At 75.3% G+C, this 26,447-nt stretch carries 24 protein-coding genes and 1 pseudogene; 13 read left to right on the forward strand and 12 right to left on the reverse strand.

What is annotated here, in order from left to right:
• Positions 1-87 precede the first annotated feature (87 nt).
• Positions 88-651, forward strand: coding sequence for a hemerythrin domain-containing protein (locus ACIQFU_RS10600; protein WP_402550488.1), 564 nt, complete (start codon positions 88-90; stop codon positions 649-651).
• Positions 652-738: 87 nt separating this feature from the next.
• Here ACIQFU_RS10600 and ACIQFU_RS10605 read toward each other — a convergent pair whose 3' ends face one another.
• On the reverse strand, positions 739-1,791 hold the full coding sequence (locus ACIQFU_RS10605) for an NAD-dependent epimerase/dehydratase family protein (protein ID WP_402550489.1): 1,053 nt from the start codon (positions 1,789-1,791) through the stop codon (positions 739-741).
• 566 nt (positions 1,792-2,357) lie between these two features.
• Between ACIQFU_RS10605 and ACIQFU_RS10610 the strand changes: the two genes are divergently transcribed.
• Positions 2,358-3,578 carry an MFS transporter gene (locus ACIQFU_RS10610; protein ID WP_402550490.1) on the forward strand — a complete coding sequence of 407 codons (1,221 nt, stop codon included), beginning with the start codon at positions 2,358-2,360 and terminating at the stop codon, positions 3,576-3,578.
• 55 nt (positions 3,579-3,633) lie between these two features.
• Here ACIQFU_RS10610 and ACIQFU_RS10615 read toward each other — a convergent pair.
• Positions 3,634-4,162 (reverse strand): annotated as a pseudogene (locus ACIQFU_RS10615) (hypothetical protein).
• A 77-nt stretch (positions 4,163-4,239) separates the two neighbouring features.
• Between ACIQFU_RS10615 and ACIQFU_RS10620 the strand changes: the two are divergent.
• The gene (locus ACIQFU_RS10620) at positions 4,240-5,733 is read left to right on the forward strand and encodes an arsenic transporter (protein ID WP_402550491.1); all 1,494 of its coding nucleotides are present in this window, start codon (positions 4,240-4,242) and stop codon (positions 5,731-5,733) included.
• 34 nt (positions 5,734-5,767) lie between these two features.
• Here ACIQFU_RS10620 and ACIQFU_RS10625 read toward each other — a convergent pair whose 3' ends face one another.
• Positions 5,768-6,532: a maleylpyruvate isomerase family mycothiol-dependent enzyme gene (locus tag ACIQFU_RS10625; RefSeq protein WP_402550492.1), complete on the reverse strand. Its 765-nt coding sequence runs from the start codon at positions 6,530-6,532 to the stop codon at positions 5,768-5,770.
• A gap of 82 nt (positions 6,533-6,614) precedes the next feature.
• Positions 6,615-6,938 carry a hypothetical protein gene (locus ACIQFU_RS10630; RefSeq protein ID WP_402550493.1) on the reverse strand — a complete coding sequence of 108 codons (324 nt, stop codon included), beginning with the start codon at positions 6,936-6,938 and terminating at the stop codon, positions 6,615-6,617.
• A 193-nt stretch (positions 6,939-7,131) separates the two neighbouring features.
• Here ACIQFU_RS10630 and ACIQFU_RS10635 point away from each other — a divergent pair, with 193 nt between their 5' ends.
• The 4 genes from ACIQFU_RS10635 (at position 7,132) to ACIQFU_RS10650 (ending at position 10,659) form a co-directional block, all read left to right on the forward strand.
• Entirely contained in the window at positions 7,132-8,001 is an 870-nt protein-coding gene (locus ACIQFU_RS10635) for a fructosamine kinase family protein (protein ID WP_402550494.1), read from the forward strand.
• A 90-nt stretch (positions 8,002-8,091) separates the two neighbouring features.
• Positions 8,092-8,769, forward strand: coding sequence for a TetR/AcrR family transcriptional regulator (locus tag ACIQFU_RS10640; protein ID WP_402550495.1), 678 nt, complete (start codon positions 8,092-8,094; stop codon positions 8,767-8,769).
• Between the two features lie 10 nt (positions 8,770-8,779).
• Entirely contained in the window at positions 8,780-9,571 is a 792-nt protein-coding gene (locus ACIQFU_RS10645) for an SDR family NAD(P)-dependent oxidoreductase (RefSeq protein WP_402550496.1), read from the forward strand.
• Positions 9,572-9,618: 47 nt separating this feature from the next.
• The gene (locus ACIQFU_RS10650; protein ID WP_402550497.1) at positions 9,619-10,659 is read left to right on the forward strand and encodes an NAD(P)-dependent alcohol dehydrogenase; all 1,041 of its coding nucleotides are present in this window, start codon (positions 9,619-9,621) and stop codon (positions 10,657-10,659) included.
• Positions 10,660-10,786: 127 nt separating this feature from the next.
• On the opposite strand, the gene ACIQFU_RS10655 is transcribed toward ACIQFU_RS10650, so the two are convergent.
• Entirely contained in the window at positions 10,787-12,316 is a 1,530-nt protein-coding gene (locus ACIQFU_RS10655; RefSeq protein ID WP_402550498.1) for a helix-turn-helix domain-containing protein, read from the reverse strand.
• 146 nt (positions 12,317-12,462) lie between these two features.
• Between ACIQFU_RS10655 and ACIQFU_RS10660 the strand changes: the two genes are divergently transcribed.
• The 3 genes from ACIQFU_RS10660 (at position 12,463) to ACIQFU_RS10670 (ending at position 15,482) form a co-directional block, all read left to right on the forward strand.
• Complete coding sequence (locus ACIQFU_RS10660; protein WP_402550499.1) at positions 12,463-13,083, forward strand: L-threonylcarbamoyladenylate synthase; 621 nt, start codon at positions 12,463-12,465, stop codon at positions 13,081-13,083.
• 51 nt (positions 13,084-13,134) lie between these two features.
• Positions 13,135-13,890 carry a dienelactone hydrolase family protein gene (locus tag ACIQFU_RS10665; protein ID WP_402550500.1) on the forward strand — a complete coding sequence of 252 codons (756 nt, stop codon included), beginning with the start codon at positions 13,135-13,137 and terminating at the stop codon, positions 13,888-13,890.
• Between the two features lie 89 nt (positions 13,891-13,979).
• On the forward strand, positions 13,980-15,482 hold the full coding sequence (locus ACIQFU_RS10670) for a metallophosphoesterase family protein (RefSeq protein WP_402550501.1): 1,503 nt from the start codon (positions 13,980-13,982) through the stop codon (positions 15,480-15,482).
• A gap of 30 nt (positions 15,483-15,512) precedes the next feature.
• Here ACIQFU_RS10670 and ACIQFU_RS10675 read toward each other — a convergent pair whose 3' ends face one another.
• Positions 15,513-16,517, reverse strand: coding sequence for a TauD/TfdA dioxygenase family protein (locus tag ACIQFU_RS10675; RefSeq protein WP_402550502.1), 1,005 nt, complete (start codon positions 16,515-16,517; stop codon positions 15,513-15,515).
• A 112-nt stretch (positions 16,518-16,629) separates the two neighbouring features.
• Between ACIQFU_RS10675 and ACIQFU_RS10680 the strand changes: the two genes are divergently transcribed.
• Together ACIQFU_RS10680 and ACIQFU_RS10685 are read left to right on the forward strand one after the other, a co-directional pair.
• A complete protein-coding gene (locus tag ACIQFU_RS10680) occupies positions 16,630-17,460 on the forward strand; it encodes an aldo/keto reductase (RefSeq protein ID WP_402550503.1) in 831 nt (276 codons plus the stop codon).
• A gap of 48 nt (positions 17,461-17,508) precedes the next feature.
• Positions 17,509-18,126, forward strand: coding sequence for a DNA polymerase ligase N-terminal domain-containing protein (locus ACIQFU_RS10685; RefSeq protein ID WP_402550504.1), 618 nt, complete (start codon positions 17,509-17,511; stop codon positions 18,124-18,126).
• Positions 18,127-18,142: 16 nt separating this feature from the next.
• Here the strand turns inward: ACIQFU_RS10685 and ACIQFU_RS10690 are convergent, their stop codons facing one another.
• The 4 genes from ACIQFU_RS10690 to ACIQFU_RS10705 all read right to left on the reverse strand — a co-directional run bounded on the left by ACIQFU_RS10690 (position 18,143) and on the right by ACIQFU_RS10705 (position 22,230).
• Entirely contained in the window at positions 18,143-20,515 is a 2,373-nt protein-coding gene (locus ACIQFU_RS10690) for a SpoIIE family protein phosphatase (protein WP_402550541.1), read from the reverse strand.
• 61 nt (positions 20,516-20,576) lie between these two features.
• Positions 20,577-21,044: a peroxiredoxin gene (locus ACIQFU_RS10695; RefSeq protein WP_402550505.1), complete on the reverse strand. Its 468-nt coding sequence runs from the start codon at positions 21,042-21,044 to the stop codon at positions 20,577-20,579.
• Positions 21,041-21,421 carry a DoxX family protein gene (locus ACIQFU_RS10700; protein ID WP_402550506.1) on the reverse strand — a complete coding sequence of 127 codons (381 nt, stop codon included), beginning with the start codon at positions 21,419-21,421 and terminating at the stop codon, positions 21,041-21,043. The genes ACIQFU_RS10695 and ACIQFU_RS10700 overlap by 4 nt, the downstream gene beginning before the upstream one ends.
• A 65-nt stretch (positions 21,422-21,486) precedes the next feature.
• Positions 21,487-22,230 carry an AraC family transcriptional regulator gene (locus ACIQFU_RS10705; RefSeq protein ID WP_402550542.1) on the reverse strand — a complete coding sequence of 248 codons (744 nt, stop codon included), beginning with the start codon at positions 22,228-22,230 and terminating at the stop codon, positions 21,487-21,489.
• 123 nt (positions 22,231-22,353) lie between these two features.
• Between ACIQFU_RS10705 and ACIQFU_RS10710 the strand changes: the two genes are divergently transcribed.
• A complete protein-coding gene (locus ACIQFU_RS10710; RefSeq protein ID WP_402550507.1) occupies positions 22,354-23,553 on the forward strand; it encodes an MFS transporter in 1,200 nt (399 codons plus the stop codon).
• A 649-nt stretch (positions 23,554-24,202) separates the two neighbouring features.
• On the opposite strand, the gene ACIQFU_RS10715 is transcribed toward ACIQFU_RS10710, so the two are convergent.
• Positions 24,203-25,294 (reverse strand): FecCD family ABC transporter permease, encoded by a 1,092-nt coding sequence (locus ACIQFU_RS10715; RefSeq protein ID WP_402550508.1) that lies wholly within the window; start codon positions 25,292-25,294, stop codon positions 24,203-24,205.
• Positions 25,291-26,343, reverse strand: coding sequence for a FecCD family ABC transporter permease (locus ACIQFU_RS10720; protein ID WP_402550509.1), 1,053 nt, complete (start codon positions 26,341-26,343; stop codon positions 25,291-25,293). The genes ACIQFU_RS10715 and ACIQFU_RS10720 overlap by 4 nt, the downstream gene beginning before the upstream one ends.
• Positions 26,344-26,447 lie beyond the last annotated feature (104 nt).

The following is a 26,447-nucleotide window of genomic DNA, read 5'->3' on the forward strand; positions in this document are numbered from 1 at the left end:
GCCCATCACGCACGGGGGGGGACCCGGTCGTCCGTACGCCCGTGGCGGGTCGGTCCCCGGGCCGCCACGACCTTCTGGAGGTGGAGCATGGGACACGGAGGAAACGTCATCGACGAGCTGACGACCGATCACCGAGAGGTCGAGGAGCTCTTCGGCAGGATCGAGGCGCTGCCGCCCGGTCACAAGGACCGCAAGCTGTACGCCGATCAGGCCACGATCGAGCTGGTCCGGCACTCGGTGGCGGAGGAGGCGTATCTGTACCCGGCCGTCCGTGAACACGTGGCGAACGGAGGTGCCCTCGCGGACAAGGAGCTCGAGGACCACGCCGGAGCCGAGCAGATCATGAAGGACCTGGAGGGGTGCGCGGCGGACGACGCCGAGTTCGACCGGTTGATCGGCAAGCTGATGAGCGAGATCCGTGAGCACGTCGCCGACGAGGAGGGCAACCTGTTCCCCAGGCTCCGCGAGGCGTGCCCCGCGGACGCCCTGGACCAGTTGGGCGACAAGGTCCGGCAGGCCAAGAAGACGGCGCCGACCCGTCCGCACCCGTCCTCCCCGGACAAGCCCCCGATGAACAAGCTGCTCGCCCCCGGCGCGGGCATGGTCGACCGGGTGCGCGACGCGCTGTCCGGCCGGGGCAAGTCCGGCTGAGCGGCCACCGCCGGCACACCTGGGACGCGAGGGGCCCGTAGCCGTGGCGACGGGCCCCTCACACGTGCCGGGGGACGGCGGGCGCTCTCACGTCCACCACTCCACCGCACGCCCCTCCACCGCACGCGACTCCGTCGGCTCCCCGGTCGCCGTCGGGACCGGACCGGGCCGTCCGCGGAGGGCGGCGACGGTGCGTTCCAGGCCGTCCTGCCAGGTCACGCTCGGCAGCCAGCCGAAGATCTCACGGGCGAAGCCGGTGACCGGCCGGGGCTCCGCGTGCCCGTTCCCGGTGTCCTCGACGAACGCCAGCGGCGAGTCGGACCCCGTCAGCTCGATCACCAGCCTGGCGATCTCCGCGGCCGTGGGCTCCTCGTCGCCGCCGATGTCCACGGGCCGCACCGAACGGCCGGCCGCGACCAGCAGGACGCCGTCGACCATGTCGTCGACGTAGCACAGGGGCTGCGTCCGGCTGCCGTCCCCGGGGACCGTGACCGGCTGCCCGGCCAGGGCCTGCTCGATGGCGGCGGCCGGTGTCCCCGTGCCGTCCGTCCGCATCCCGGGTCCGTAGCCGGTGAACAGCCGGACGATCCCGGCGTTCGAGCCGTGGGCGCCCGCGTGGGCCGCGACCAGGGCCTCGGCGAACCGGACGGCCTCGGCGCAGGCGCTGTGGGGCCGGACGGGGTCGGCGTCGTCCGGTACGTCGCCGCCCCGGACGTCGGGACGCACCGGCGGCGAGGACGCGAGCAGGAACCGGGCGCCGTCCCGGGCGGCGACGGCCAGCGCGGTGCGGGTGCCGATGCTGCCGGTGTCGAGGACGTCCACGGGCCGCTTCGGCCAGGCGGCCGGGGAGGCGGGGCCCGCCAGGTGCAGGACCAGGTCGTAGGGGCCGGGGAGCGCGTCCGCGCAGCCGGGTTCGGAGATGTCCCGTTCCAGGAAGCGGAAGCCGGGGCGGCCCGACAGGTGGGCGACCTTCTCGGCACGCCCCGTGCAGAGGTTGTCCAGGCAGTCGACCTCGGCACCCGCGTCCAGCAGCCGGGTGCACAGGTGGGAGCCGAGGAATCCGGCGCCGCCGGTCACCAGGACGCGGTCCCAGGGTGTGCGGGACTCTCCCCGTGGGCTGAACGCCGCCGTCGGCATCATGAGGACGACCTTTCTTCCCTCCGCGAGGCGCTGACGGAGCGCCGGGGCGCGCTCACGGAGCGCTCGCGGAGCATTCGCGACGCGCTCACGGAGCGCTCGCGGAGCATTCGCGGCGCGCTCGCAGAGCGCCGAAGAGCGTGCCCCGAGTGCCCCGCCGGGGCCCTCGCATGCTCAGCCGCCCGCCGCCCGGAGCACTCCCCGTGACCGCGGTCACGGACGGCGGGGCCCGCACCGGGACGCCCGGTGCTGTGATCAAGCACACTCGGCTCGCCAAGTGCGGTGCCGTCCGCGGCGATTGGTCCTCACCGGCCGCGGGCGGGCACGCCGGACGGCGACGACTCGCCGGTCCCTTCTGCCACGATGGTCGGCGCCGTCTCCGGCTCAGTGGAACGGCCGCGCAGCGCAGCCGGCCCCTCGTTCCCGTCCGTATCCCCCTCCGGGTCCCGTGACCCGCCTTCGAGTGGCGCCCTGTGTCTTCTTCCTCCGTCTCCGCCCCGCCTCCTCCCGCCCCCGTGCCGTCCGGGTCCGCGGCCACCTCTCCGTGGCGTGCCCTGAGGTACCGCGGCATGCGCTGGTGGTCGGTCGCGAACTTCGTGTCCAACGCCGGTACGTGGATGCAGCTCACCGTGCAGAACCTGCTGGTCCTGCAGATCACCGGGTCCGCCGCCGCGACGGGTCTCTCCATGTCCGTACAGGCCGCGCCCGCGCTGCTGATCAGCGTGTTCGGCGGTGCGGCCGTCGACCGCTGGCCGCGGAAACTGACGGCCACGGTGAGCCAGGCGCTGCTCGGCGCGGTCGCGTTCGCGACCGCGCTGATGGTGGCGCTGGACCGGCTCGACGTGACCCTGCTGATGGTGCTGGCCGCCGTCACCGGCGTCATCGCCACCGTCGACGGCCCGGCGTGCTCCCTCCTGGGCAACGACCTCGTCCCGCGCGAGGACGTACCGTCCGCCATCGGGGTGGGCGCGCTGGTGCACCAGGCGGGCCGGCTCACCGGCGCCGCGCTCGCCGGTGTGACGGTCGGCTTCCTCGGGACGGCCGCGGCGTACGCCGCCAACGGGCTGTCGTTCCTGTTCGTGGCGTCGGTCATCCCCTTCCTGCGGCCGGCGCGGGGCGCGGTACCGCAGGTGCGGGCGGCGAAGGACCGCGGGACGAAGGACGCCATGAGCGTGCGCGAGGGCCTGGCGTTCTTCGCGCGCCGGCCCCGGCTGCTGGCGCTGGCCGGTGTCACCGGGGTCAGCGCGGTCTTCGGCCGGAACTACCAGCTGACCCTGGCGGTACTGGTCACCGGGCCGCTCGCGGGCGGCGCGGGGTCCTTCGGCACGGTCTCCACGGTGCTGGCGGCCGGCGGCATCGTCGGTGCCGTCCTGGGTGCCCGGCTGCGCCGCCCCTCGGTACGGGTGGTGGGCGCGCTGGCGGCGGCGGGCGGGCTGCTGCAGGTGGTGGCGGGCATGTCGCCGTCGCTGGCCGTGCTGCTGGTGATGGTGCTGCCGATGGCCGTCGTGGAGTCCGTCTCCGACACGGCCGGCACGGCGGTGCTGCAGACCGACCCGCCCGCGCACATGCGGGGCCGGGTGCTCGGGGTGTGGGGCAGCATCGGCACGGTGTGGGGCCTGGGCGGGCCGCCCGCGCTGGGTCTCCTGATGGAGCTGGCCGGGGCCCGCGGCGCCCTGATCGCGGGCGGGCTGATCATCGCCGGCACCATCGGTGCGGGCCACCTCCTGCGCGAACGCCGGACGGCGGCGCCGCGGGTGTCTCCGGTGGCGGGCCTGGAGCCGGCTGCCTGAGGTCCCGGCCCCGGTGGCCGCGCGGGCACGCACCGGGCGCCCGGCCGGGCGCGGATCAGGCGACGAGGGCCTGGCCCGGGTCCAGCCGGGCCACCAGCTGGGCGTGGTGCAGGGCGGCGACGGGCGCGACGAGGTCCGGATGACGCAGCAGGGCCGCTGCCCGGCGGTCGGCCCCGTCGGGTGCGAGCAGGCGACGGAACTCCGCGGGCGTCCCGGCCGAGGGCCCGCCCTCGGCCAGCGCGGCCACCGCCGGCCCGGCGAGCGCCGGGTCGGTCAGCAGGCAGGCCGCCCAGCTGGCGACGACCTCGTCCACCCAGGTCCGCCAGGCGTCCGCGTCCGGGTCGGCGGACGTCGCGCCGTCGGCTCCGGTGATCCAGTCGAGCCGGGCGGCGCCCCCGGGTCCCGCGACGCCGAGCAGCGCCACGTCCATCGGGGTGGGGTAGCGCAGCCGGGCCGCGACCGTCGCCGGCCTGCCGGGCCTGCACCTCGCACAGGGTCCCGGCCAGCGCGCCACCGGACGCCGGGTAGGCGCGGACGAGCCATTGCGCGGTCGCCGCGATGACGGGGGAGAGATCTGTGTGCACTGGCGGGCCGTCCGAACTGCTCGTCGTGGGGAACACGGGTCCGTGAGAACGGTAGCCCGCGGCGCACCCCGCGGGACATGGCCCGGCTCCCGCCCGCGGCGTGGCCTCGGCCACACCACGTCCCGCACGGGTCGTCCCCGGCCGGGGGTGCGACCCTGTATCCCGTTCGCCGATCACCGGGTTCCCGCCCGGCTCACCGGTGTGGAGGAGAAGCCCTGAGTACCGCCGTCCTCTCCGAGGCCGTCCCCGTCGTCCTGCTGCTGGGCGTCCTGGCCTTCGCCGTGCTGCGCCCCCGGGGGCTGCCGGAGGCGGTGGCCGCCGTGCCCGCCGCGGTGCTGGTGGTGGCGCTCGGCGCGATCACTCCGCACGAGGCGTGGGAGCAGACCCGCACGCTGCTGCCGGTCGTCGTCTTCCTCGCGCTGGTGCTGATGCTGGCGTACCTGTGCGCGAAGGAGGGCCTGTTCGAGGCCGTCGGCGCCGCCGTGGCCCGCCGGTGCGGGCGGAACCCGCGACGGCTGCTGGCCGGGGTGTTCGCGGTGGCCTGCGCGGTGACGGCCGTGCTCAGTCTGGACGCCACCGCCGTCCTGCTCACCCCCGTGGTCCTCGCCACCGCGTCCCGGGCCGGCGCCCGGGCCCGCCCGCACGTGTACGCGACGGCGCACCTGGCGAACTCCGCCTCGCTGCTCCTGCCGGTCTCCAACCTGACCAACCTGCTGGCCTTCACGGCCAGCGGGCTGACCTTCACCCGGTTCGCCGCGCTGATGGCGCTGCCCTGGCTGGCCGCGATCGCCGTCGAGTACGCCGTCTTCCGCCGCTTCTTCCGCGCTGACCTGGCCGGCCCCGTGCCCGCCGTGCCCGCGCGGGTCGGTCCCGTGTCCGTCGCCCCCGCGCGGGTCCGCCCGGCGGCCCCGGGAGCGCCGGGCGGCGCCGGTGGCGGCCCGACCGTGCCGGCCACGCCGCCCGCGCCGAAGGTGCCCCGTTTCACCGTGGTCGTCGTGGCCCTCACCCTTGCCGGGTTCGCCGTGGCCTCGCCCGCCGGGGTGGATCCCGCCTGGGCGGCGCTCGGCGGCGTGCTGGTGCTCGGGGGGCGGGCGCTGGCCCGGCGCCATGTCACGGCCCGGGAGATGGCGGGCGCCGCCGCACCGCTGTTCTGCCTGTTCGTCCTGGCCCTCGGCATCGTGGTGCAGGCGGTGGTGGCGGGCGGCCCGGGCGGGCAGCTGGGCCGGCTGCTGCCGGACGGGGACTCGCTGCCGGCGCTGCTCGGGGTGGCGGCGGTCGCCGCGCTGCTGGCCAACCTCGTGAACAACCTGCCGGCCGTGCTCGCCCTGCTCCCCCTGGCCGCGCCCGCCGGTCCCTCCCAGGTCCTCGCCGTGCTGATCGGCGTGAACCTGGGCCCGAATCTGACCTACGTCGGTTCGCTGGCCACCCTGCTGTGGCGGCGCATCCTGCACCGGCACGGCATCGAGGTGGAGCTGCGCCGCTTCACCCTGCTGGGCCTGCTCACCGTGCCGGCCGCGGTCGCCGCCTCGACGGTGGCCCTGTGGGGCGCGCTGCGTCTCATCGGCCCGTGAGGCCCGCGCCCGCTGCCTCGTGCCGGGCGCCCGGTCACTGGGTCGCGACGACGAGGCAGCGCCTCAGTTCCGTCACGGCCGGGGGTGCGCCCTCGACGCTCACGCCGCCGTCGTCCTCGCCCGCCCGGTTCCACAGCGACCTGAGCACGCTCTCCGGGGAGCCGCTCAGTGTCACGTCGGCCGTGCCGTCGCCCGCGCCGTCCGTGACGGTGAACTCGCCCGGACCGGTCCGCACTCGCCACGCCGCTTCGTCGCCGGCCCGCACCAGGAACGTACGCCCGGGCGAGCCGTCCAGGATCTCGGTGAAGTAGTCGCCCCACTCGGCGACGGCGTACGAGGCGAACACCTTGAGCAGTTCGTCGATCCCGTCCACCGCGAGATCGTCCGGTACGGCGGTGACGGGCCGGCCGGTGGCGAGTTCGGCGTCGATGCGGTGGACGACGGTCTCCTGCGCCATCCGCCGGATCCAGAAGCCGACGCTCTGGTCGGGGCCGTACCAGGTGCCGGCCGGGTCCTCGGGGGCGCGGGTGGCGAACTCGGCGCGCAGCGCGGTGTAGCCCCGGTCGAGCAGCGCCGTCGGCGCCTCGTCGGCGAACTCCTTCGGCGGCCAGGGATCGGGCTCGGCCCCGTCGCGCATGGCGGCGGTCTTGTGCAGGTAGACCTCGCCGACGTGCCGGGTCAGATCGGCGACGGTCCAGCCGGGGCAGGTCGGCACCGGGGCGTCGGCGTCGGCCTCGACCGCGGCCCGCAGCCGGTCGTGGTCGGCCGCGAGGCAGTCGAGGAATCGGGTGTACTCCATGGCGTCGAGCCAAACACACGCTCAGGCCCCAAGCACGGTGTTTTCCGCGCGCCCCGCCCTCCCGCACCCCCGCGTGGGGCCTTCACCAGGCCGGGCTGGGGACCGCGGGGCGGCGGACCGCCTCGGCCGCGTCCCGCAGGTGCAGCGCGACCGTGATCAGGGCGCGCAGCGCGGAGGGCCGCAGGCTCTGGGCGCTCTCGGCGGCCAGCACCAGCAGACAGCCCGCGGCCTGCTCGACGACCGGGACGGAGAACGCGTAGTCGTCGCCGTCGGCCCCGCGGAACGCGCGCCACGGCGTCGCGGCACCGTCGATGGCCTTGTGCACCGCCTGCTCGAGGTGCTGTGCGGCCTGACGGCACACGGGGGCCGGCAGGGTGATCGTGCGATGAAATGCTGAACTGGTCATACTCCCATCGCTCCCCCGTATTCGGCGGGTCCGATCGGGACACCCGGCGCTTTTCACCGGGTCGGCGGCAGCCCGGCCCGGGCGGACGCGGCGCGGTCGCGGCCGGCCTCCGTATGGTCCCGGGCGGACGCGGCACGGGCGGCGCGGGCGGCGCGGGCCTGAATCGGTGCGTGGTGGTCCTAGGCTCCACGTCATGTGTCCCGCCGACTCCTCCTCTGCCGTCGCGGCCCGGTTCACCGGCCGGGCGGTGACCGCCGAGCGCCCGCTGTCCGGGTCGCTCACCGAAGTCGACCTCGACGACGGCCGCACCGTCGTGGTCAAGCGTGCGGACGGTCCCGGTGCGGCACGGGCCGAGGCCGCCGGGCTGCGCTGGCTGGCGGACGCGGGCACGGTGCGGGTCCCGGTGGTGCACGGCGCGGACGAGCGCCGGCTGGTCTCCGACCGGGTGGCGCAGGGCCCGCCGAGCTCCGGCGCGGCGCTGCGGTTCGGCCGGGACCTGGCCGGGCTGCACGCCGCCGGGGCACCCGCGTTCGGCGCCCCGCCGCCCGGCGGGCCCGAGGAGGCCTGCATCGGGCTCGCCCCGATGCGCAACGTCGCCGGGGACGACTGGCCCCGCTGGTACGCCGCGCACCGCGTGCTGCCGTATCTGCGCCGCGCGGTCGACGCCGGCACCGTCCGGGCGGACGAGGCGGCCGACGTCGAACGGGTCTGCGAGCGGCTGCCCGGACTGGCGGGGCCCGTGCAGCCGCCCGCCCGGCTGCACGGGGACCTGTGGAGCGGCAACGTCCTGTGGGGCGCGGACGGGCACGTCCACCTGATCGACCCGGCCGCGCACGGCGGGCACCGGGAGACCGACCTGGCGATGCTGCGCCTGTTCGGCTGTCCGCACCTGGACCGGATCACGGCGGGCTACGAGGAGGCGGCGCCGCTCGCCGACGGCTGGGCCGACCGGGTCGGCCTGCACCAGCTCTTCCCGCTGCTGGTGCACGCCGTGCTGTTCGGGCGCGGTTACGCCGAGCAGGCGGTCGCGGCGGCGCGCACGGCGCTGCGGCGCGCGGGGTGAGCCGCGCCCGACGGCGGGCCGTACGGCGCATGTAATGTCCCAGAGGGTCACATGTCCCATTGGGACATTTCCAGGTGTACGCTCGGAGGCATGACGGCAACGAAGCCCTCCCGCACCGCCGAGGACCACATCGAGGACCGGCGGCAGCGCAGGGCGCGGCAGACCCGCGACGCGCTGGCCACCGCCGCCTGCGACCTGATCCTGGAGCGCGGGCCGGCGGCGACCACGGTGGAGGCGATCGCCGAGCGCGCGGACGTCACGCGCCGCACGTTCAGCCGGCACTTCGCCGGCAAGGAGGACGCGGCGCTCGACTTCGTCCGCCGGGACGGCGACCGGATCAACGCTCTGCTGCGGTCCCGCCCCGCCGACGAGCCGCCCCTGCTCGCCTACCGCAGGGCCGTGCGGGACTGGCTGGCCGACCGGGAGGACCCGGCCTGGCACGTGCGTCCGCGGATGCGCCGCCTGCTGGCCCTGGCCGACACCGAGCCCGAGCTGTTCGCCGCCTACCAGCGCATCCGGGTCGACGCCCAGGAGGAGTCGATCCGCATCGTCGCCGGCCGGCTCGGCAGCGACGACGCCCGGGACGTGCGCCCGGCCGCCGTCGTCGACGCCGCCGCCGGTGTCCTGATCGCCGCCCTGCGCCTGTGGGCGCGCGGCGACGAGCGGGACTCGGGAGCCGCAGACCTCGCCGCCCTCGTGGAGCGGGCCTACGACGCCCTGACCTCGGAGGCCGCGGCCGCGACCCCCGACAGCACCACCGAAGAGTGAGAACAGCACCATGAGCACCACCGGAACGACCCCCGTCACCACCGAGTACGCCGCCGAGTTCGCCGGGCGTACCGCCCTCGTCACCGGCGCCGCCTCCGGCATCGGCCTGGCCACCGCCCGCCGGCTCGGTGCCGGCGGCGCGAACGTCGTCGTCGCCGACTTCGACGCCGAGGGCGCCGGGAAGGCCGTCGCCGAGCTGACGGCGCGGGGCGTGCGCGCCGCCGCCGCCGAGCTGGACGTCACCCGCCCGGAGTCCGTCGAGGCGGCCGTCGCGTTCACCGTCGACGCCTACGGCGGACTGGACCTCGCCGTGAACAACGCCGGCATCGGCGGCCCCAGCGCCCCGACCGGCGAGTACGACGTCGACGCCTACCAGCGGGTCGTACGCACCAACCTCGACGGCGTCTTCTACTCGATGCGCTACGAGCTGCCCGCCATCCTGGCCGGCGGCCGGGGCGGCGCCGTCGTCAACGTCGCCTCCATCCTCGGCTCGGTCGGCTTCGCCGGCTCCCCCGCCTACGTCGCGGCCAAGCACGGCGTGGTCGGGCTGACCAAGGCGGCCGCCGCCGAGTACGCCGCCCGCGGCATCCGGGTCAACGCGGTCGGTCCGGGCTTCATCGACACCCCGCTGCTGAAGACCATGGACGAGGCCGCCCACAACGGCCTGGTCGCCCTGCACCCGGCCGGCCGCCTCGGGCGTTCCGAGGAGGTCGCCGAGCTGATCGCCTTCCTGCTGTCGGACCGCGCGTCCTTCGTCGCCGGCAGCTACCACCTGGTCGACGGCGCCTACACCGCCGTCTGACCGCAGGTCGTCCACCGGGGGGGGGACGAGAACAAAGGAGTTCGGTCATGAAGGCACTGCAGTACCGCACCATCGGGGCCCCGCCCGAGGTCGTCACCGTCCCCGATCCCGAGCCCGGCCCCGGCCAGGTGCTGCTGAAGGTGACCGCCGCCGGCGTCTGCCACTCCGACATCGCGGTGATGGGCTGGCCCGCCGAGGGCTTCCCGTACGAGCTGCCGCTCACCCTCGGCCACGAGGGCGTCGGCACCGTGGCCGCGCTGGGCGCCGGGGTGACCCGGATCGCCGAGGGCGACGCGGTCGCCGTGTACGGCCCCTGGGGCTGCGGCACCTGCGCCAAGTGCGCCGAGGGCAAGGAGAACTACTGCCTGCGCGCCGACGAACTGGGCATCCGCCCGCCGGGGCTCGGGCGTCCGGGTTCCATGGCCGAGTACCTGCTCGTCGACGACCCCCGGCACCTGGTCCCGCTGGACGGGCTCGACCCGGTCGCGGCGGTGCCGCTGACCGACGCCGGGCTGACGCCGTACCACGCGATCAAGCGGTCGCTGCCCAAGCTGGTCCCCGGCTCGACCGCCGTCGTCATCGGCACCGGCGGCCTCGGTCACGTCGCGATCCAGCTGCTGCGCGCGCTGACGTCCGCCCGGGTCGTCGCCCTGGACGTCAGCGAGGAGAAGCTGCGCCTCGCCCGTGCGGTGGGCGCGCACGGGGCGGTGCTGTCGGACGCGAAGGCCGCGGACGCGGTGCGCGAGATCACCGGCGGTCTCGGCGCCGAGGCGGTGTTCGACTTCGTCGGCGTGGCGTCCACCGTGAAGACCGCCGGGGCCGTCGCGGCCGTCGAGGGCGACGTCACGCTGGTCGGCATCGGCGGCGGCTCGCTGCCGGTCGGCTTCGGCATGCTGCCCTTCGAGGTGTCGGTCAACGCGCCGTACTGGGGCAGCCGCAGCGAACTGATCGAGGTGCTGAGCCTGGCGCGCTCCGGTGCCGTGTCGGTGTACACCGAGACGTACTCCCTGGACGACGCCCCGCTCGCCTACGAGCGGCTGCACGAGGGCAGGGTCGCCGGCCGCGCGGTGGTCCTGCCCCACGGCTGACCGCCGGACGGGCCCCAGGGGGCGCGACCGGTCCCCCGTTCCGGTCGTGCCCCCTGCCCGTCGAACCTACGTGGACGGCTCCGCGGTTGTGAATCGTGCCGATGCCCGCTGCCGGGCCCCCGAGGACTCACTCGTGCACAGGTGAGTCCGGATGGCCCGGTTTCGTCCCGTACAGAAGCGGCTGGTCGAGGTCGCCGGTCGCCAGGTGGGCCAGCACGACCTCGTACAGGTCGCTGCCGGCGGCGAGCAGCTCGCGTTCGAGTACGGGCTCGGCGCTGCGCACGTGCTCGCGGACGGTCTGCGCGTGCATGCCGAGCTTCTGTGCGGCGCGCTCGGCGTTGCCGCCGGCGGCGATCCAGGTGCGCAGGGTGCGCCGCAGGTCCCGGCCGTCCGGGTCCAGCCGGCCGAGCAGGTCGACGGCCCAGGTACGCAGCGCGGGCCCGGACAGCAGGCCGGTGAGCCGGGCGGTGCCCGCCCGGGTGCCGGCGCCCGGCGGGGGCTCGGCGAGGCCCACCTGGGCGTTCAGGGCCAGGTGGACGGCGGCCCGGACGGTCAGGTCGGCGAAGTCCGTGCGCAGCAGCGACTCGACCCGGTCCATTCGGGCGCGGACCGTGTTGCGGCTGACGCCGAGGACCTTCGCCGTGTTGACGGCGGTGAACTCCAGACCGAGCCGGGTGGTGGCGAGCAGTTCGGCACGCGTGTGGTGCGACAGGGTGTCGAGCGGGCTCAGCACGCCGGCCGTCCAGTCGTGCAGTTCCGCCGGGTCCATCAGCCGCTCGGGGCGGGTCCGCTCGGCGTACAGGGCCGCCTTCTCGGGATGGAACCGGGCCACGGCCAGGGCGCTGACGGCCTGTCCGTAGGCGGCCGCGGTACGGGCGAGGCCCTGCCGTGCGCTGCCGCCGAGGAAGACGCCGGGGCGGCGGCCGACGAGCGAGCGCAGCTCCCGCCCGGCGGTGTCGCGCGGCGCGAGGACGATCACGTGTCCGTCCACCGCCGGGCACCGCACGACCAGCGCCCGTTCCCCCGTCGCCGACACGCACTCCTCGGCGAGGCGGTCCCGTTCGGCGGGGCTGCTCTCCACGACGTACACGCAGGCCGTGTCGGTGTCGAGGAGGCCGGGCCAGAGTCCGGCGGCCACGCGGCGGGCGGAGACCGTGTCCTCCACCATCAGCAGTTGCAGGATGGCCAGGCGCAGGTCGGAGGTGGCCCGCCGCAGCCGGTGCCCGGCCGCGGTCGATTCGTGGCCGGCCAGCAGCAGCTGCACCACCTGCGCGGTGTGCGTGACGATCTCGGAGACGCGCCGGTCGAACGGCCCCTCGCGGGCCACCGCGAGGACGGCGGCCCGCGCCGGGCGGGACCGCTCCACCCGGACGAGCCGCAGATGGCGGCCCCGGTCCTCCAGTGCGGCCGACGCGATCCGGCCGGAGGTGACGTCGGCGACCAGGCCCTCGTCCAGCGGCACACGGGTGCCGGCCAGCAGCCGGCCGGTGCCGTCCTGCAGCGACACGGCCGCGTGCGCGGTGCCGGCGAGCCAGGCCACGAGCCGGTTCAGGTCGCGTCCGGCCGGCCGCAGGTGCTCGAGCAGCTCCCGCGCCCATTCCGCATGCTCACCGGCTCCGGATGCCCGCTGCCGTTCCGCGTCCTGTCGGCCCGCCACGTCGGCCTTCTCCTCGTCTCGTCTCGTCCCCGGCCCAGGTCGGGGACGTTACCTCATGGCGCTGTGCCCGGGCCCCTTCGCGGACTCGGCGGCGGGACCCGCCGGGCGGGTCGGCCGCGGCGGCCGGACGGGCATAAGCTCGGTGAATGGCGAAGTACTTCGACGTGCACCCCGACAACCCCCAGCCGCGCAGCATCGCCCAGGTCGCCGACAGCGTCCGCTCCGGCGCGCTGATCGCGTACCCGACGGACTCCTGCTACGCGCTGGGCTGCCGGCTGGGCAGCCGCGACGGGATCGACCGCATCCGGTCGATCCGCCGACTGGACAGCCGGCACCACTTCACGCTGGTCTGCCAGGACTTCGCGCAGCTCGGCCAGTTCGTGCAGATCGACAACGACGTGTTCCGGGCGATCAAGGCCTCGACCCCCGGCAGTTACACCTTCATCCTGCCCGCGACCAGGGAGGTGCCCCGGATGCTCCAGCATCCGAAGAAGAAGACCGTGGGCGTGCGCATCCCCGACCACGTCGTCACCCAGGCTCTGCTCGCCGAACTCGGTGAACCGCTGCTGTCCAGCACGCTGTTGCTGCCCGACGAGGAGGAGCCGATGACGCAGGGCTGGGAGATCAAGGACCGGCTCGACCACGTGCTGGACGCGGTCGTCGACTCCGGGGACTGCGGCACCGAGCCGACCACGGTCGTCGACTTCTCCGACGGCGAGGCGGAGATCGTACGGCGGGGCGCGGGCGACACGGCCCGGTTCGAGTAGCGGGCCGTCCACGGGACAACCGACATTCCGACAGAAGGGAACGACCCCGCGATGACCGCAGTGCAGGGCACCGACACCGGCATTCCCACCGGCGACGGCACCGCCGACGCCTTTCTGACCCACCCGGACGACGGGAGGCCGCATCCCGCGGTCCTGCTGTACATGGACGGCTTCGGTCTGCGCCCGTCCCTGCGCGCCATGGCGGACCGGCTGGCCGCTGCCGGGTACACCGTCGCGGTGCCCAACGTCCTGTACCGGGAGGGGCGGGCACCGGTCGTGGAACTGCCCGAGTTCATCGACCAGGCGTCGCGGCCGAGGATCTTCGAGCGCCTCGGGCCGATGATGCGGTCGCTCACGCCCGAACAGGTGGAGCGGGACGCCGACGCGTATCTGCGGTGGCTGGCCGGCCGTCCGGAGGCGGCCGACGGACCGGTCGCGGTGGTCGGTTACTGCATGGGCGCCGCCCTCGCCCTGCGTACCGCCGGTGCCTATCCCGAGCGGGTCGCGGCGACGGCCGGCTTCCACGGCGGGAACCTGGCGACCGAGGCGCCGGACAGCCCGCACCGGGTGGCCGGACGCCTCACCGGTGAGGTGTACTTCGCCCACGCCGACGACGACCCGGGTATGCCCGCGGAGCAACAGGAGCGCCTGGAGGCGGCCCTGACCGCGGCGGGCGTGCCCCATCGCTGCGAGGTCTACGCGGGCGCGCACCACGGCTACACCCAGGCCGACACCTCCGCGTACGACGAGAAGGCCGCGGAACGCCACTGGGACGCGCTGTTCGACCTCCTGAAGCGGACCTTCTGACCCGGACGTCCGAAACGGCCCGCCCTGCACCGGACTCGGCGGGCCCGCCCCCGTCCGGCCCCCGGACCGGGCGTTGTTACCGTGCCCGGGTGTCCAACTCCTCACGTGATTCCGCCGAAGGCGCCGGCTGGGGCTCCGCCGAGCCCGGCGCCTACCGGGCGCTGATGCCGCAGCGCACCGAGAAGCTGTCCTGGCTGGACCCGAGAACGCTGTGGGCCGCCCGCAACGGCGTGCTGGCCTCCTGGTTCGGGGACCCCACGGGCCGCACCCGCTCCCGCTGGGTGGCGCAGCGGGCGGCGGCCGGGGCACCGGCCGACAAGGTGATCCGGCGGGACGATCCCGACCGGTTCTCCTTCCTGGTCATCGGTGACACGGGCGAGGGCGACGACCCCCAGTACGCCGTCGTGCCCGGGCTGTTGAAGGCGGGCGGTGACACTCGGTTCGCGGTCCTCGCCAGCGATGTGATCTACCCGGTGGGCAGCGCCGACGACTACGGCACCAAGTTCTTCCGCCCCTACGGCGACTACCGGGCTCCCATATACGCGATACCGGGCAACCACGACTGGTACGAGGACCTCGGCGGCTTCATGCGCGTCTTCTGCGACGACGCCCCGCCCCTGCCGCCGGTGCCCGCGCCACGCCCGTTCTCCCCCGCACGGCTGCGGTCCCTGCTGTGGCACCGGCCGCGCCCGGACGACGGCCGGCACCTGGACGAGGCGCGCAAACTGCGTCCGTCCCCCGCCCAGCAGGCCGTCCAGCCGGGGCCGTACTGGGCCGTCGACGCCGGTCCGGTGCGGATCGTCGGCATCGACACGGGGCTGCTGGGCACGATCGACGCGGAGCAGGGCGCCTGGCTGCGCGAGGTGTCGGCGGGCGACCGGCCGAAGATCCTCGTCACCGGCTCGCCCCTGTACGTGGACGGCGAGCACCACCCGTGCTCCATCGAGGGGGGCGGCACGGTCGACGACATCGTGCGCGATCCCGATCACCACTACGTCGCCGCGATCGGCGGCGACATCCACAACTACCAGCGCTACCCGGTCGACGTGGACGGCCGTACCGTCCAGTACGTGGTGGCGGGCGGCGGCGGTGCGTTCATGCACGCCACCCACACCATCCCGCGCGTCTCGGTGGCCGGCGTCACCGAGGACGACTTCCGTTCCTATCCGCTGCGCGGCGACTCGCTCGCCTTCTACAGCGCCCTGTACGGCCGCCGGCTCCGGCTGCGCCGCTTCTTCACCCTGACGGAGGCCGAGGCCACGGCCGTGATCGCCGAGCGCCTCGGCATCCGCACCGGCCGCGCCCCCGGCAGCGGCGCGCGGGTCACCCGGCGCACCCGGCTGGTCGCCGGGCTGCTCGGCACGGCACGGCGGCCCGAGCGCCGCAAGCGGTTCCGGCTCCCCGTGCGCAAGATCTACACGCAGTTGTTCTCACCGGGTTCGGCGACGTACAGCCCGCCCTTCTTCAAGTGCTTCCTGCGTCTGGACGTGACGCCGGAGGCGGTCCGGTTGCGCTGTTACGCCGCCACCGGCAACCGGGCCCAGGAGGTGGACCCGCCGGTCGAGGACGAGGTGACGATCCCGCTCGTGTGACCGGCGCCCGGCCCGTCGCCGGGGGCCGTCTCACCAGTGGCCCGCCTCGCTCCCCACGACCGGCTCCGACGGGGTGCCGTCGACGCCCACCGGTACGTCGCCGGTGAGCATCACCCGGTGCATGGTGCGGGGGTGGTCGAGGTGGGCGTTGTCGCCGGGCGCGAGGTGGATGGTGGCGCGGTTGTCCCAGAAGGCGACGCTGCCCGGCTCCCAGCGCAGACGGACGGTGTACTCGGGGCGGGTGGCCTGCTCGACGAGGAGTTCGAGGATCGCGGCGCTCTCGGGGCGGGAGAGCCCGGTGATCTGTTCGACGTAGTAGCCGTTGACGAACAGCACCCGCTCCCCCGTCTCCGGGTGCACGCGGACCAGCGGGTGCACGGTCGCGGTCTGGTGGTCGAGGAGGTGCCGGAGGTAGGCGTCGTCGCCGGTCCGGGACTGGTAGCCGACGCCGAGGCGGTGTTCGGCGCGCAGGGTGTCGGCGAAGGCGCGCAGGGGCGCGGACAGTCCGGCGTAGGCGGCGGCGAGGTTGGACCAGGTGGTGTCGCCGCCGTACGGCGGGACGGTCTCGGCGCGCAGGATCGTGAAGGCCGGCGGGTCGACGCGGGCGCCGTGGTCGCAGTGCCAGCCGCGAAGCAGCGTGTGGCGCCGGCGCCGCAGCCACTCGTCGTGCTCCATCCCGAACCGCCCGCCCAGCTCCAGCCGGTCGGCGGTCGTCTCGATCTCCGGGAAGCCGGCCGGGGACGCCTTGCCGCGCCTGGGCAGGACGACCGGCTCGCCGAAGAGGCGGGCGAACGCGACGTGGCCCGCGTGGTCGAGGTGCTGGTCGCGGAAGAAGACCACCTTCCAGCGCAGTACGGCCGCCCGCACCGCCGCGACCTGTGCGGCGTCGAGGCCCGCCGCCAGTTCGACGCCGCGGATCTCCGCGCCGATGTGCCCGGCGGCCGGACGCACCTCGATTCCGGCGGTCCCGGTGGTCGCCGTGCGTTGTGCCGTCGCCGCGTCCGTTGCCGTGTCCGTTGCCCTGTCGGTCGTCATGCCCCGATCGTGGCAGACGTCGTTCCGCGCCGTCCGGTTGATCACCCGTCCTCGCGTGGGCGAGGCTGGACCGGACGGCACACGCCGCGCACAGTCGAGGGAAGGTCCCACAGTGATCAGCATCCCCGCGTACACGCTCAACGACGGCACCACGCTCCCCGCCCTGGGCCTGGGTACCTGGCCGATGAAGGACGACGAGGCCGAGCGGGCGGTCCGCACCGCCCTGGAGACGGGCTACCGCCTGATCGACACGGCGACGAACTACCGCAACGAGATCGGCGTCGGACGCGGGGTCGCCGCCGCCGGTCTCCCCCGCGGGGAGATCGTCGTGACGACCAAGCTGCCCGGCCGGCACCACGGCTACGAGGAGACGCTGGCCTCGTTCGAGGAGTCCCGCGCCCGTCTCGGTCTGGAGTACGTGGACCTGTACCTGATCCACTGGCCGCTGCCGCGCGTGGACAAGTACGTCGACTCCTGGAAGGCCATGGTCAAGCTGCGCGAGGACGGCCTCGTGCGGTCGGTCGGCGTCTCCAACTTCACGCCGGAGCACATCGAGCGGCTGGAGAAGGAGACGGGCGTTCTGCCGTCCGTCAACCAGATCGAGCTGCATCCCCTCTTCCCCCAGGACGAGCTGCGCGCGTACCACGAGCGCAAGGGCATCCGCACCGAGAGCTGGAGCCCGCTGGGCCGGGGCAGCGACCTGCTGGACGACCCCGCCGTCGCCGCGGTCGCCGAGGCGCACGGGGTGACGCCCGCCCAGGCGGTCCTGCGCTGGCACACCCAGCTGGGCGCGGTGCCGATCCCGAAGTCCGCCGACCCGGCGCGCCAGCGGGCGAACCTGGACGTCTTCGGCTTCGAACTGGACGCCGAACAGATGCGCGCGGTGGCGGACCGCGCCCACCGGCGGATCGGCGGCGACCCGGAGGTGCACGAGGAGTTCTGAGCGGGGTACCCGGCGCGGGTCGGGAGGTCTCCCGGGAAGGAGCGTCAGGTGGACGGCGACGGGCTGCGGGAATACCACGGCAGACGGGACTTCGGCCGGACCGGTGAGCCCGCGGGAGACGGGCCGCCCGGCGAGGGCGGCCGGCCCCGCTTCGTCGTGCAGATCCACGACGCGAGCACCCTGCACTTCGACTTCCGGTTGCAGGTGGCGGACGTGCTCAAGTCCTGGTCGGTGCCGAAGGGACCGTCGGCGGATCCGAGCGACAAGCGGCTCGCGGTGCCGACGGAGGACCATCCGCTGGAGTACGAGGAGTTCGAGGGTGTGATCCCCGCGGGCGAGTACGGGGGCGGCACGGTCATCGTCTGGGACCACGGCACCTACGAGCCGCTCAGTCACGACCGGCGGGGACGGCCTGTCGACTTCGCCGAGTCGCTGGCGCGCGGGCACGCCCGGTTCCGGCTGCACGGCGCGAAGCTGCGCGGCGAGTACGCGCTGACCCGGTTCCGCGGCGGCCCGGACCGCGACGCCGGTGAGGACGCGGCGTGGCTGCTGGTGAAGACGGCCGGCGGCGGGCACGGGCACGGCACCCCCGATCCCCGGCGGGCCCGTTCCGCACGCACCGGTCGCACGCTGGCGCGGGTGGCCGCCGAGGACGGCGAGGGGTAGGGACCGCGCGGGACGCTCACTCGGCGGGCAGCGGCTGTTCGGCCCAGATGGTCTTGCCGGTGTCCGTCTGGCGGCTGCCCCAGCGCTGGGTGAGCTGGGCGACCAGGAGCAGGCCCCGGCCGCCCTCGTCGTAGGCGTGGGCGCGGCGCAGGTGGGGCGAGGTGGAGCTGGCGTCGGAGACCTCGCAGATGAGGGCGGTGTGGCGGATGAGGCGCAGCTGGATGGGGGGCTCGCCGTAGCGGATGGCGTTGGTGACGAGTTCGCTGACGACGAGTTCGGTCACGAAGGCCGTGTCGTCCAGTCCCCACGCCGTCAGCTGTTCGCCGACGGACCGCCTGGTGGCCGCCACTCCGGCGGGGTCGGGGGTGACGTCCCAGGTGCGCACCCGGTCCTCGCCCAGTGCACGGGTGCGGGCCAGCAGTAGCGCGACGTCGTCGCCGGGCTCCTCGGGCAGTACGGCCTTGAGCACGCCGTCGCACAGCGCCTCGAGCGAGTTCGCGGGCGCGGCGAGCGCCTGGCACAGTTCCGCGGTGGCGTGGTCGACGTCGCGGTCGCGGTCCTCGACCAGTCCGTCGGTGTAGAGGGCGACGACGGAGCCCTCGGGCAGTTCCAGCTCCGTCGCCTCGAACGGCAGTCCGCCCACGCCGAGCGGCGGCCCGGCGGTCATGGTGACGGTCCGGGTGGTGCCGTCGGGCAGGAGGAGGGCGGGTGCGGGGTGGCCGGCGGCCGCCAGGGCCAGGCGCCGGGACACGGGGTCGTACACGGCGTAGAGGCAGGTGGCGCCCAGTTCCGCGATCTCCGAGCCGGCGCCGTCGTGCGTGCCGACGGCCGCGAGGTGGGTGACGAGGTCGTCGAGGTGGGTGAGGAGCTCGTCGGGGGGCAGGTCGACGTCGGCGAGGGTGCGCACGGCCGTGCACAGCCGGCCCATGGTCGCCGTGGACGGGATGCCGTGGCCCACGACGTCCCCGACGACGAGGCCGACGCGGGTGCCGGAGAGCGGGATCACGTCGAACCAGTCGCCGCCGATGCCCGCCGCGGAGGCGGAGGGGAGGTAGCGGTGGGCCACCTCGACCGCGGCCTGTCCGGGCAGGTCCCTGGGGAGCAGGCTGCGCTGGATGGCCAGGGCGGTGGAGCGCTCGCGCGCGAAGCGGCGGGCGTTGTCGATGGAGACGGCGGCCCGGCCGGCCAGTTCCTCGGCCAGAACGGCGTCCTCGGTGGCGTACGGCTCCCGGGGCGCGGTCCGGGCGGCCAGGGCGACCCCCAGGGTGGTGCCGCGGGCCCGCAGGGGCACGGCCAGGACCGAGCAGACGGCTTCGCGGAAGGGGCGGTTGTGCGGGGCCTCGGCCTCTCGAGTGCGCATCCACCGGTCGAACTCGGGGTCGCCGGGTCCGCTCAGGACGACGCGGCCCTCCCGTATCGCGCGCGCGGGTGGACTGTCGGACGGGTGGACCTCGTGCCCGCCGAGGTGCACGGCGGGGGTGGGGAAGCCCTCGGTGGCGGCGGCGTGGGCGACCCGGCGCAGTTCGGCGTGCCCCGGCGGCGTCGCGAGGGGTTCGTCGGTGCCGAGGACCCAGCCGAGCAGGTCGACGCCGGCGAAGCCCGCGAACCGCGGCACGAGCAGGTGGACCAGTTCCTCGGCGGTGCGGACGACGTCGAGGGTGGTGCCGACCGTGCCGGCCGCGTTCAGCAGGGCCAGCCGCTCGCGGGCCCGGTGCTGTTCCGTGCTCTCCAGCGCGGCCATGGCGACGGCGGCGAGCGCGCCGGACGCGTCGTGGACCGGCCAGATCTCCACGGTCCAGGCGTGCATCCGGGCGCCGGCCGGCGCGGGCGAGTAGCTCTCGTACTGGACACGCCGTCCGGTGTCCGCGACGACCCGCACGTGGTGCAGGAAGGACCGGGCGTCGCCGTCGAAGTCCGCCAGCGTGTCGGACAGGCGCCGGCCGATCAGTTCGTCGGCGGACCGGCCCATCATCCGGCACGTGGTCTCGTTGACGTGCACGAAGCGCAGGCCGGGGTCGAGGACGGACACCGACAGGGAGGCCTGCTGCACCGCGTCGTCGATCAGGGCGGGCGCCGGGCCGCCGGACGGGCCGGCGGTCACCGCGCAGCCGTCCGCCTCGCCGTCGGCGCCCAGCAGCGCGCAGGCCCGCAGCCGCAGGCTCACCGGGCGGCCGTCGCGGTGGCGGATCACCGCGGTGCCGGACCGGGCGGTGCCGGCCGGAAGGCTGCCGGACAGGAGGCCGGGGGGCGCGTCCCGCACGAGCAGGTCCCGCGCGGGACGCCCCACGACCGCCTCGGCCGGGTACCCGGTGAGCCGGCGCGCGCCGTCGCTCCACCCGGTCACCAGTCCGCGGGCGTCGACGATCATCGTGGCGGAGGAGTCCTCCATGCCGTCCAGGATCATCCCAGGACGATGCGGTATCAACCGGGGCGGGGCGCGGGCGGCCCCGTCACTCCCGGTGGGCGCGCAGGGCGGCGAGGGCGCGGTCGGCGTGCGTGTTCATCCGCAGTTCGCTGCGGACGACCTCCAGCAGGGTGCGGTCCCGTCCGACGACGAAGGTGACCCGTTTGGTGGGGGCGAGGCTGAACCCCCGCTTCACTCCGAACCGCTCCCGGACCGCGCCGTCGGCGTCGGACAGCAGCGGCATGCCCAGGGTGTGGCGCCCGGCGAACTCCTGCTGCCGTTCGACGGGGTCGCCGCTGACGCCGACGGGCCGGGCGCCGACCGCGGCGAACTCGGCGGCGAGGTCGCGGAAGTGGCAGGCCTCCGCGGTGCAGCCGGTGGTCAGGGCGGCCGGGTAGAAGAAGAGGACGACGGGACCGTCGGCGAGCAGTTCGGACAGGCGGCGCGGGGTGCCGGTCTCGTCCGGCAGGGTGAAGTCCTCGACGGTGTCGCCGACGGCGGGGAGTGCGCTCACGACCGGCCCCCGCTGCTCCGGGCGACGCCGCGGGCCCACAGCACGAGCGGCGCCTGCACGGGCAGCCGTCCGAGGGCGGCGGCCTTCTGCGGGGTGGGGCGGTGGCGCCAGTCCCAGGCCATCTTGACGTTGGCGGGGAACACCCCGACGAAGAAGGCGGTGGCGGTGAGCGCGGCGGCCCTGCGGGTGCGCGGCAGGGCGAGTCCGGCGGCCAGCGCGAGTTCGGCGACGCCACTGGCGTACGTCCACGCCCGGGGCTCGCCCGGCAGGGAGCGCGGGACGATCGCGTCGAAGGTGCGGGGCTGGGCGAAATGGGCGACGCCCGCGGTGGCCAGCAGGCCGGCGAGCAGCAGTGGTGAGCGTTCGGACCGTGACACGGTTCCTCCTCGTGGGGGCCTGCCGCGCGATATTACTCGACGGTAAGGATTGGGTGGCGTCCGGTTCACGCCCGGCGGCTGTGGGTGCCGGGCGTGCAGCCGAACGCACGGCGGAAGACCTCGATGAAGGCGCTGGCGGAGGACCAGCCGCAGCGGTGGGCGACGGCGGTGACGGGCAGGTCCTCGGCGAGCATGCGCAGGGCGTGGTAGAGGCGCGACTGGGTGCGCCACTGGGGGAAGGTCATGCCGAACTCGCGGCGGAAGAGCCGGCTGAGGGTGCGTTCCGAGGTGCCGGTGGCGGCGCCGAGGCCGGCGAGGCTCCGGGTGTCCGCGGGGTCGGCGTGCACGAGCGCGCAGACCGCGGCCAGCCGGGGGTCGGTGGCGGTGGGCAGGCTCATCGGCTGCTGCGGCGAGGTGCGCAGCCGGTCGCACAGTACGGCCAGGAGTCGGCCCCGTTCCGGTCCCGTGTCCCCGGGGTCGTGGGTGTAGGCGACGATCAGCTCGCGCAGCAGCGGGCCGACGGACAGGACGGCCGGGGTGTCCAGGCCGAGCGGGTTGGTGTCGGCGGGGAGGCCGACGAGGTGCAGGTCGAGGCGGCCGTGGGCGCGGTGGGCGTGCACGGTGCCGGCCGGGATCCAGATGGCCCGCGTCCCCGGCGCGAACCAGGTGCCGGCCTCGGTGGTGACGGCCACGACCCCGGATCCGGCGTGGACGATCTGGTGCTCGTCGTGCCGGTGCGCGTCGATCTCCTGCCCGGCGAGCAGCAGCTGGGCACGGGTCGGGGCCGCGGGGGTGTGGCGGGCCCGCACCGCCCTGGTACGGGCTCCGGGACCGGCGGCACCGGCCGACGCGTCGTCGTTCTGGCGGATGTACGGCACAAGTCGGCAGGATATCGAAAGCGGGCCAACGCCGGTGGAGGCGACGATCGACGGGTGACCCTCACACGCAACCGGCCCATCGCCCTGCTGTCCTTCGGCCACGCCTGTGTCGACGTCTACCAGGGCACGGTGGCCGCCCTGGTGCCGTACTTCGTCGCCGAGCGGGCCTACGACTACGCCGCCGCCTCGGGTGTCGTCCTCGCCGCCTCGCTGCTGTCGTCGCTGGTGCAGCCGCTGTTCGGGGCGCTCACCGACCGCCGGGCGCTGCCGTGGCTGCTGCCGCTGAGCACGCTGACCGCCGGGGCGGGCGTCGCCCTCGGCGGCCTCGCCGGCTCCTACCCGCTCACCCTTGCCGCCGTCGCGGCGGGCGGTGTCGGGGTCGCCGCGTACCACCCGGAGGCGGCGAGGGCGGCGCGGGCGGCGGCTGGGAGCAGTCATACGGCGATGGGCTGGTTCTCCCTGGGCGGCAACGTCGGCTTCGCGCTGGCGCCGCCGCTGGTGTGGGCCGTCGTCGGCAGCGGGGGTCTCGATGCGTCCGGCCTGCTGGTGCTGCCCGCGGTGGTGGGGGCCGTGCTGTGCGGGGTGGCGGTGCGTTCGGCCGGGGCGGTCCGCGCGGCGGGCGGCCGTACGGCGGTGGCGCACGGCAGGGACGACTGGGCGTCGTTCCTGCGGCTCACCGGCGCCGTCGTGTGCCGTTCGGTCGTCTTCGTCGGGCTGAGCACTTTCGTGTCGCTGTACGTCAGGGAACGGGTGGGCGGCGGGAACGCGGCGGGGACGGCGGCGCTGTTCGTGCTCTACCTGGGCGGCGCGGTGGGCACCGTGACCGGGGGCCGGCTCGCCGACCGGCACGGACGGCTGAAGGTGGTGCGGCGGTCGTACGTGCTGACGGTCCTCGCGGTGGCCGGGGTCGTCCTCGTGCCGGGTCCCGCGGTGTACCTGTTCGTCGCCCTGACGTCGGCGGGGCTGTACGTGCCGTTCTCCCTGCACATCACGCTGGGCCAGGACTATCTCCCGCGCCGGGTGGGCACGGCGAGCGGGGTCACGCTGGGGCTGGCCGTGAGCATCGGCGGCCTGGCCGCCCCGGTGCTCGGCGCGCTGGCCGACGCGACCTCGCTGCGGGCGGCGCTGCTGCCGCTGGTGGCGTTGCCCGCCGTGGGCCGGCTCCTCCTCTCCGGCCTGCGCGAACCGGCCACGGCCGCCCCGTCACCGCCCGCCGCCGCCCCCCGACCGACGCGCGACGCCGACGCACGGTGAGCCACCCAGCAGCACCGCTCGGACCGCCCGCCGGGAAACACTCCCCCGCTCCCGCACGACCCGACCACGACCCCGGGCCCAGACCCGGCCCAGCACCGATCCGGGCCCCGCCGGTCGCCCGACCCCGACCGGCGCACGCCCCTGGCCGACGCCCGACACCGACGCGCGGCGAGCCGCCCAGCAGCGCCGCTCGGACCGCCCCGCACGGGCGAAAACCCGAAGACACTCCCCCGCGCTCGCGTGGCCCGGCCACGACTCGTGCCCCGGTCCCGGCCCCGAAGCCCCGGGCCCAGGTCCGGCCCCGCGCGTTGCCCGACCCCGACCGGCGCGTGCCCCCGAGGCGCGGTGAGCCGCCCGGCAGCGCCGCTCGGACCGTCTCCCACGGGCAGAGCCGGAAAGCACTCCCCCGCTCGCGCGGTGGGGGCGGTGCCGCCGGTGGCCCGCCGCTCCTCGGGCCGGTAGCAGAGGGGCCCGGCTCCTCCTCGTCCGGGCAGACCCGGGGTGGTCCGCGGTGTGGCAGCGGCGTCGTGCCGGTGACGCGGGGGCCGCCGCGCGACAGGACGCGGCCGATGGCCTTGGTCGCATCACCCCGCGATCGCCCCGGTGCGGTCCGTCCCGCGGGGCCTCCCGGACCGCCCACCGCCCGCCCTCACAGCCGGGAATCCCGGCGCTCCCCGCGCAGCAGCCAGGCGAGGTAGGCACCGCCCGCCACTCCGGTCACCACGCCCACCGGCAGCAGGGCGGATCCGGTCAGCCGCTGCGTGGCCAGGTCGGCGGCGGTCACCAGGAACGCGCCCGTCCACCCGGCGGACAGGATCCCCGGTCCCGCGGCACGGGTGACACGGCGAGCCAGCTGCGGGGCCGCCATCGCCACGAACGGGATGGGGCCCGCCGCCGCCACGGCCATCGCGGTCAGTCCCGTACCCGCGCTCAGCAGGACGAGACGGCTGCGCTCCGGCGGGACACCGAGCGCGGCCGCCGTGTCGTCGCCCATCTCCAGCATGGTCAGCCGCCGCCCGTGCACCAGGACGACCGGGACGAGCGCGACCAGGCCGAGGGCCGCGATCCGCACGTCGGCCCAGTCGCGGGCGTTGAGCGAGCCGATCATCCAGCTCGCGGCCTGCGCCGCCTTGCCGATGTCGGCGCGCACGTACAGGAAGCCGGTCGCCGAGCCGAGCACGGCGGAGGCGCCGATGCCGACCAGGACCAGCCGGTAGCCGTGCACGCCCCGCTTCCACGCGAGCAGGTACACGGCCACCGCGGTGGCCAGGCCGCCGCAGACCGCGCCGAGCGCCGTCTGTGCGGCGCCGGCGTCGAGAAGGATGATCGCGACGAGGGCGCCGGCGGAGGCGCCGTTGCCGAAGCCGATGATGTCGGGGCTGCCGAGCGGATTGCGGGTCAGCGACTGGAACACCGCGCCGGCCGTGCCCATGCCGAAGCCGACCAGTCCGGCCACCAGCGCCCTTGGCAGCCTCAGGTCGAGCACCACGAAACCGGCACCCGGTGGACCGTCGCCGGCCAGGGTGCGCAGCACCTCGGGCGGGGAGAGGTCGTAGGTCCCGGTGCCGATGGCCAGCACCATGGCGCACGCCGTGAGCGCGCCGAGCACCACGCAGACCAGCAGGGCCCGGGTGTCGTAGCGCAGCGACCAGCGCCCGGTGCGCAGGAGTCCGGGTCGCGGGCCGGTCCGGGGCCGTCCGCCCGCGCGGGCCGGCGCGGTGTCGTCCTCCACGAGGCTCACAGCTGGGCCACCTTCCGCTGCCGGACGAGGTGGATGAACAGGATGCCGCCGAGGAAGGCGGTGACGATGCCCACCTCGATCTCGGACGGCGCCACCACGATCCGTCCGACCACGTCGGAGACGAGCAGCAGCACCGGCGCGTACAGGGCGCAGTAGGGAAACGTCCAGCGGGGGTCGGGTCCGCAGAAGGCGCGGGCGGCGTGCGGGATCATCAGGCCGACGAAGCCGATCGGCCCGCACACGGCGGTGGCGCCGCCGCACAACAGGGTGATGGCGACGACGGACAGCACCCGCACGCGCCGCACCCGGGTGCCCAGCGCGAGCGCGTGGTCCTCGCCGAGGGCGAGCGCGCCGAGCGGCCGGGCGAGCGCGAGGGCCAGCAGCGCGCCGGCCAAGAGCAGCGGCGCCACGGTGAGCAGCAGGGACACGTCGCGCTTGGCGAGGGTGCCGACCGACCAGTACCGCATCTCGTCGAGGGTGCTCAGATGCCACAGCGAGAGGCCGTTGACGTAGCCGAACAGGGCGGCGTTGACGGCGGTTCCGGCCAGCGCGAGCCGGACCGGGGTGGCCCACCGGCCGCCGCCGAGGGCGTGCACGGCGGTGGCGGCGAGGGCCGCTCCGGCCAGGGCGAACCACAGGTACCCGGTGAACGAGGTTATGCCGAGGACGCCGATCGCGGTGACCACGGCGGCGGACGCGCCCGCGTTGACACCGAGCAGTCCGGGATCGGCGAGCGGATTGCGCGTCAGGGTCTGCATGACGGCGCCGCCGAGACCGAGGGCCGTGCCGACGGCCGCGCCGACGAGGGTGCGGGGCAGCCTCAAGTCCCGCACGATCGCGTCGTTCTCCGTGCCCGAGGGGGTGAACAGGGCCGACCAGACCTGGTCGAGGGGGATCTGCTTGGTCCCCACGGCCAGGGAGAGGGCGGCGGCCGCCACCAGCACGACGACGCCGAGCAACAGGCCCGCCGCACGCACGGAACTCCTGGACCGGGCCTTCTTCGCGCCGGGCGCGAGGCCGGCCGGGGCGGGAGCGGTCGTGGCGTTCATGAGGCCGCCGACCGCGGCGCCCGACGACGAACGGCCGGCGCCGGGTTGGCCGGTCGTGGTGCACACATTCCGAAGGACATGTGCTTAGCTTAGGCTAACCTAAC

It is taken from the genome of Streptomyces sp. NPDC093065, assembly GCF_044754585.1.
In the GTDB taxonomy this organism is placed as follows: Bacteria; Actinomycetota; Actinomycetes; order Streptomycetales; family Streptomycetaceae; genus Streptomyces.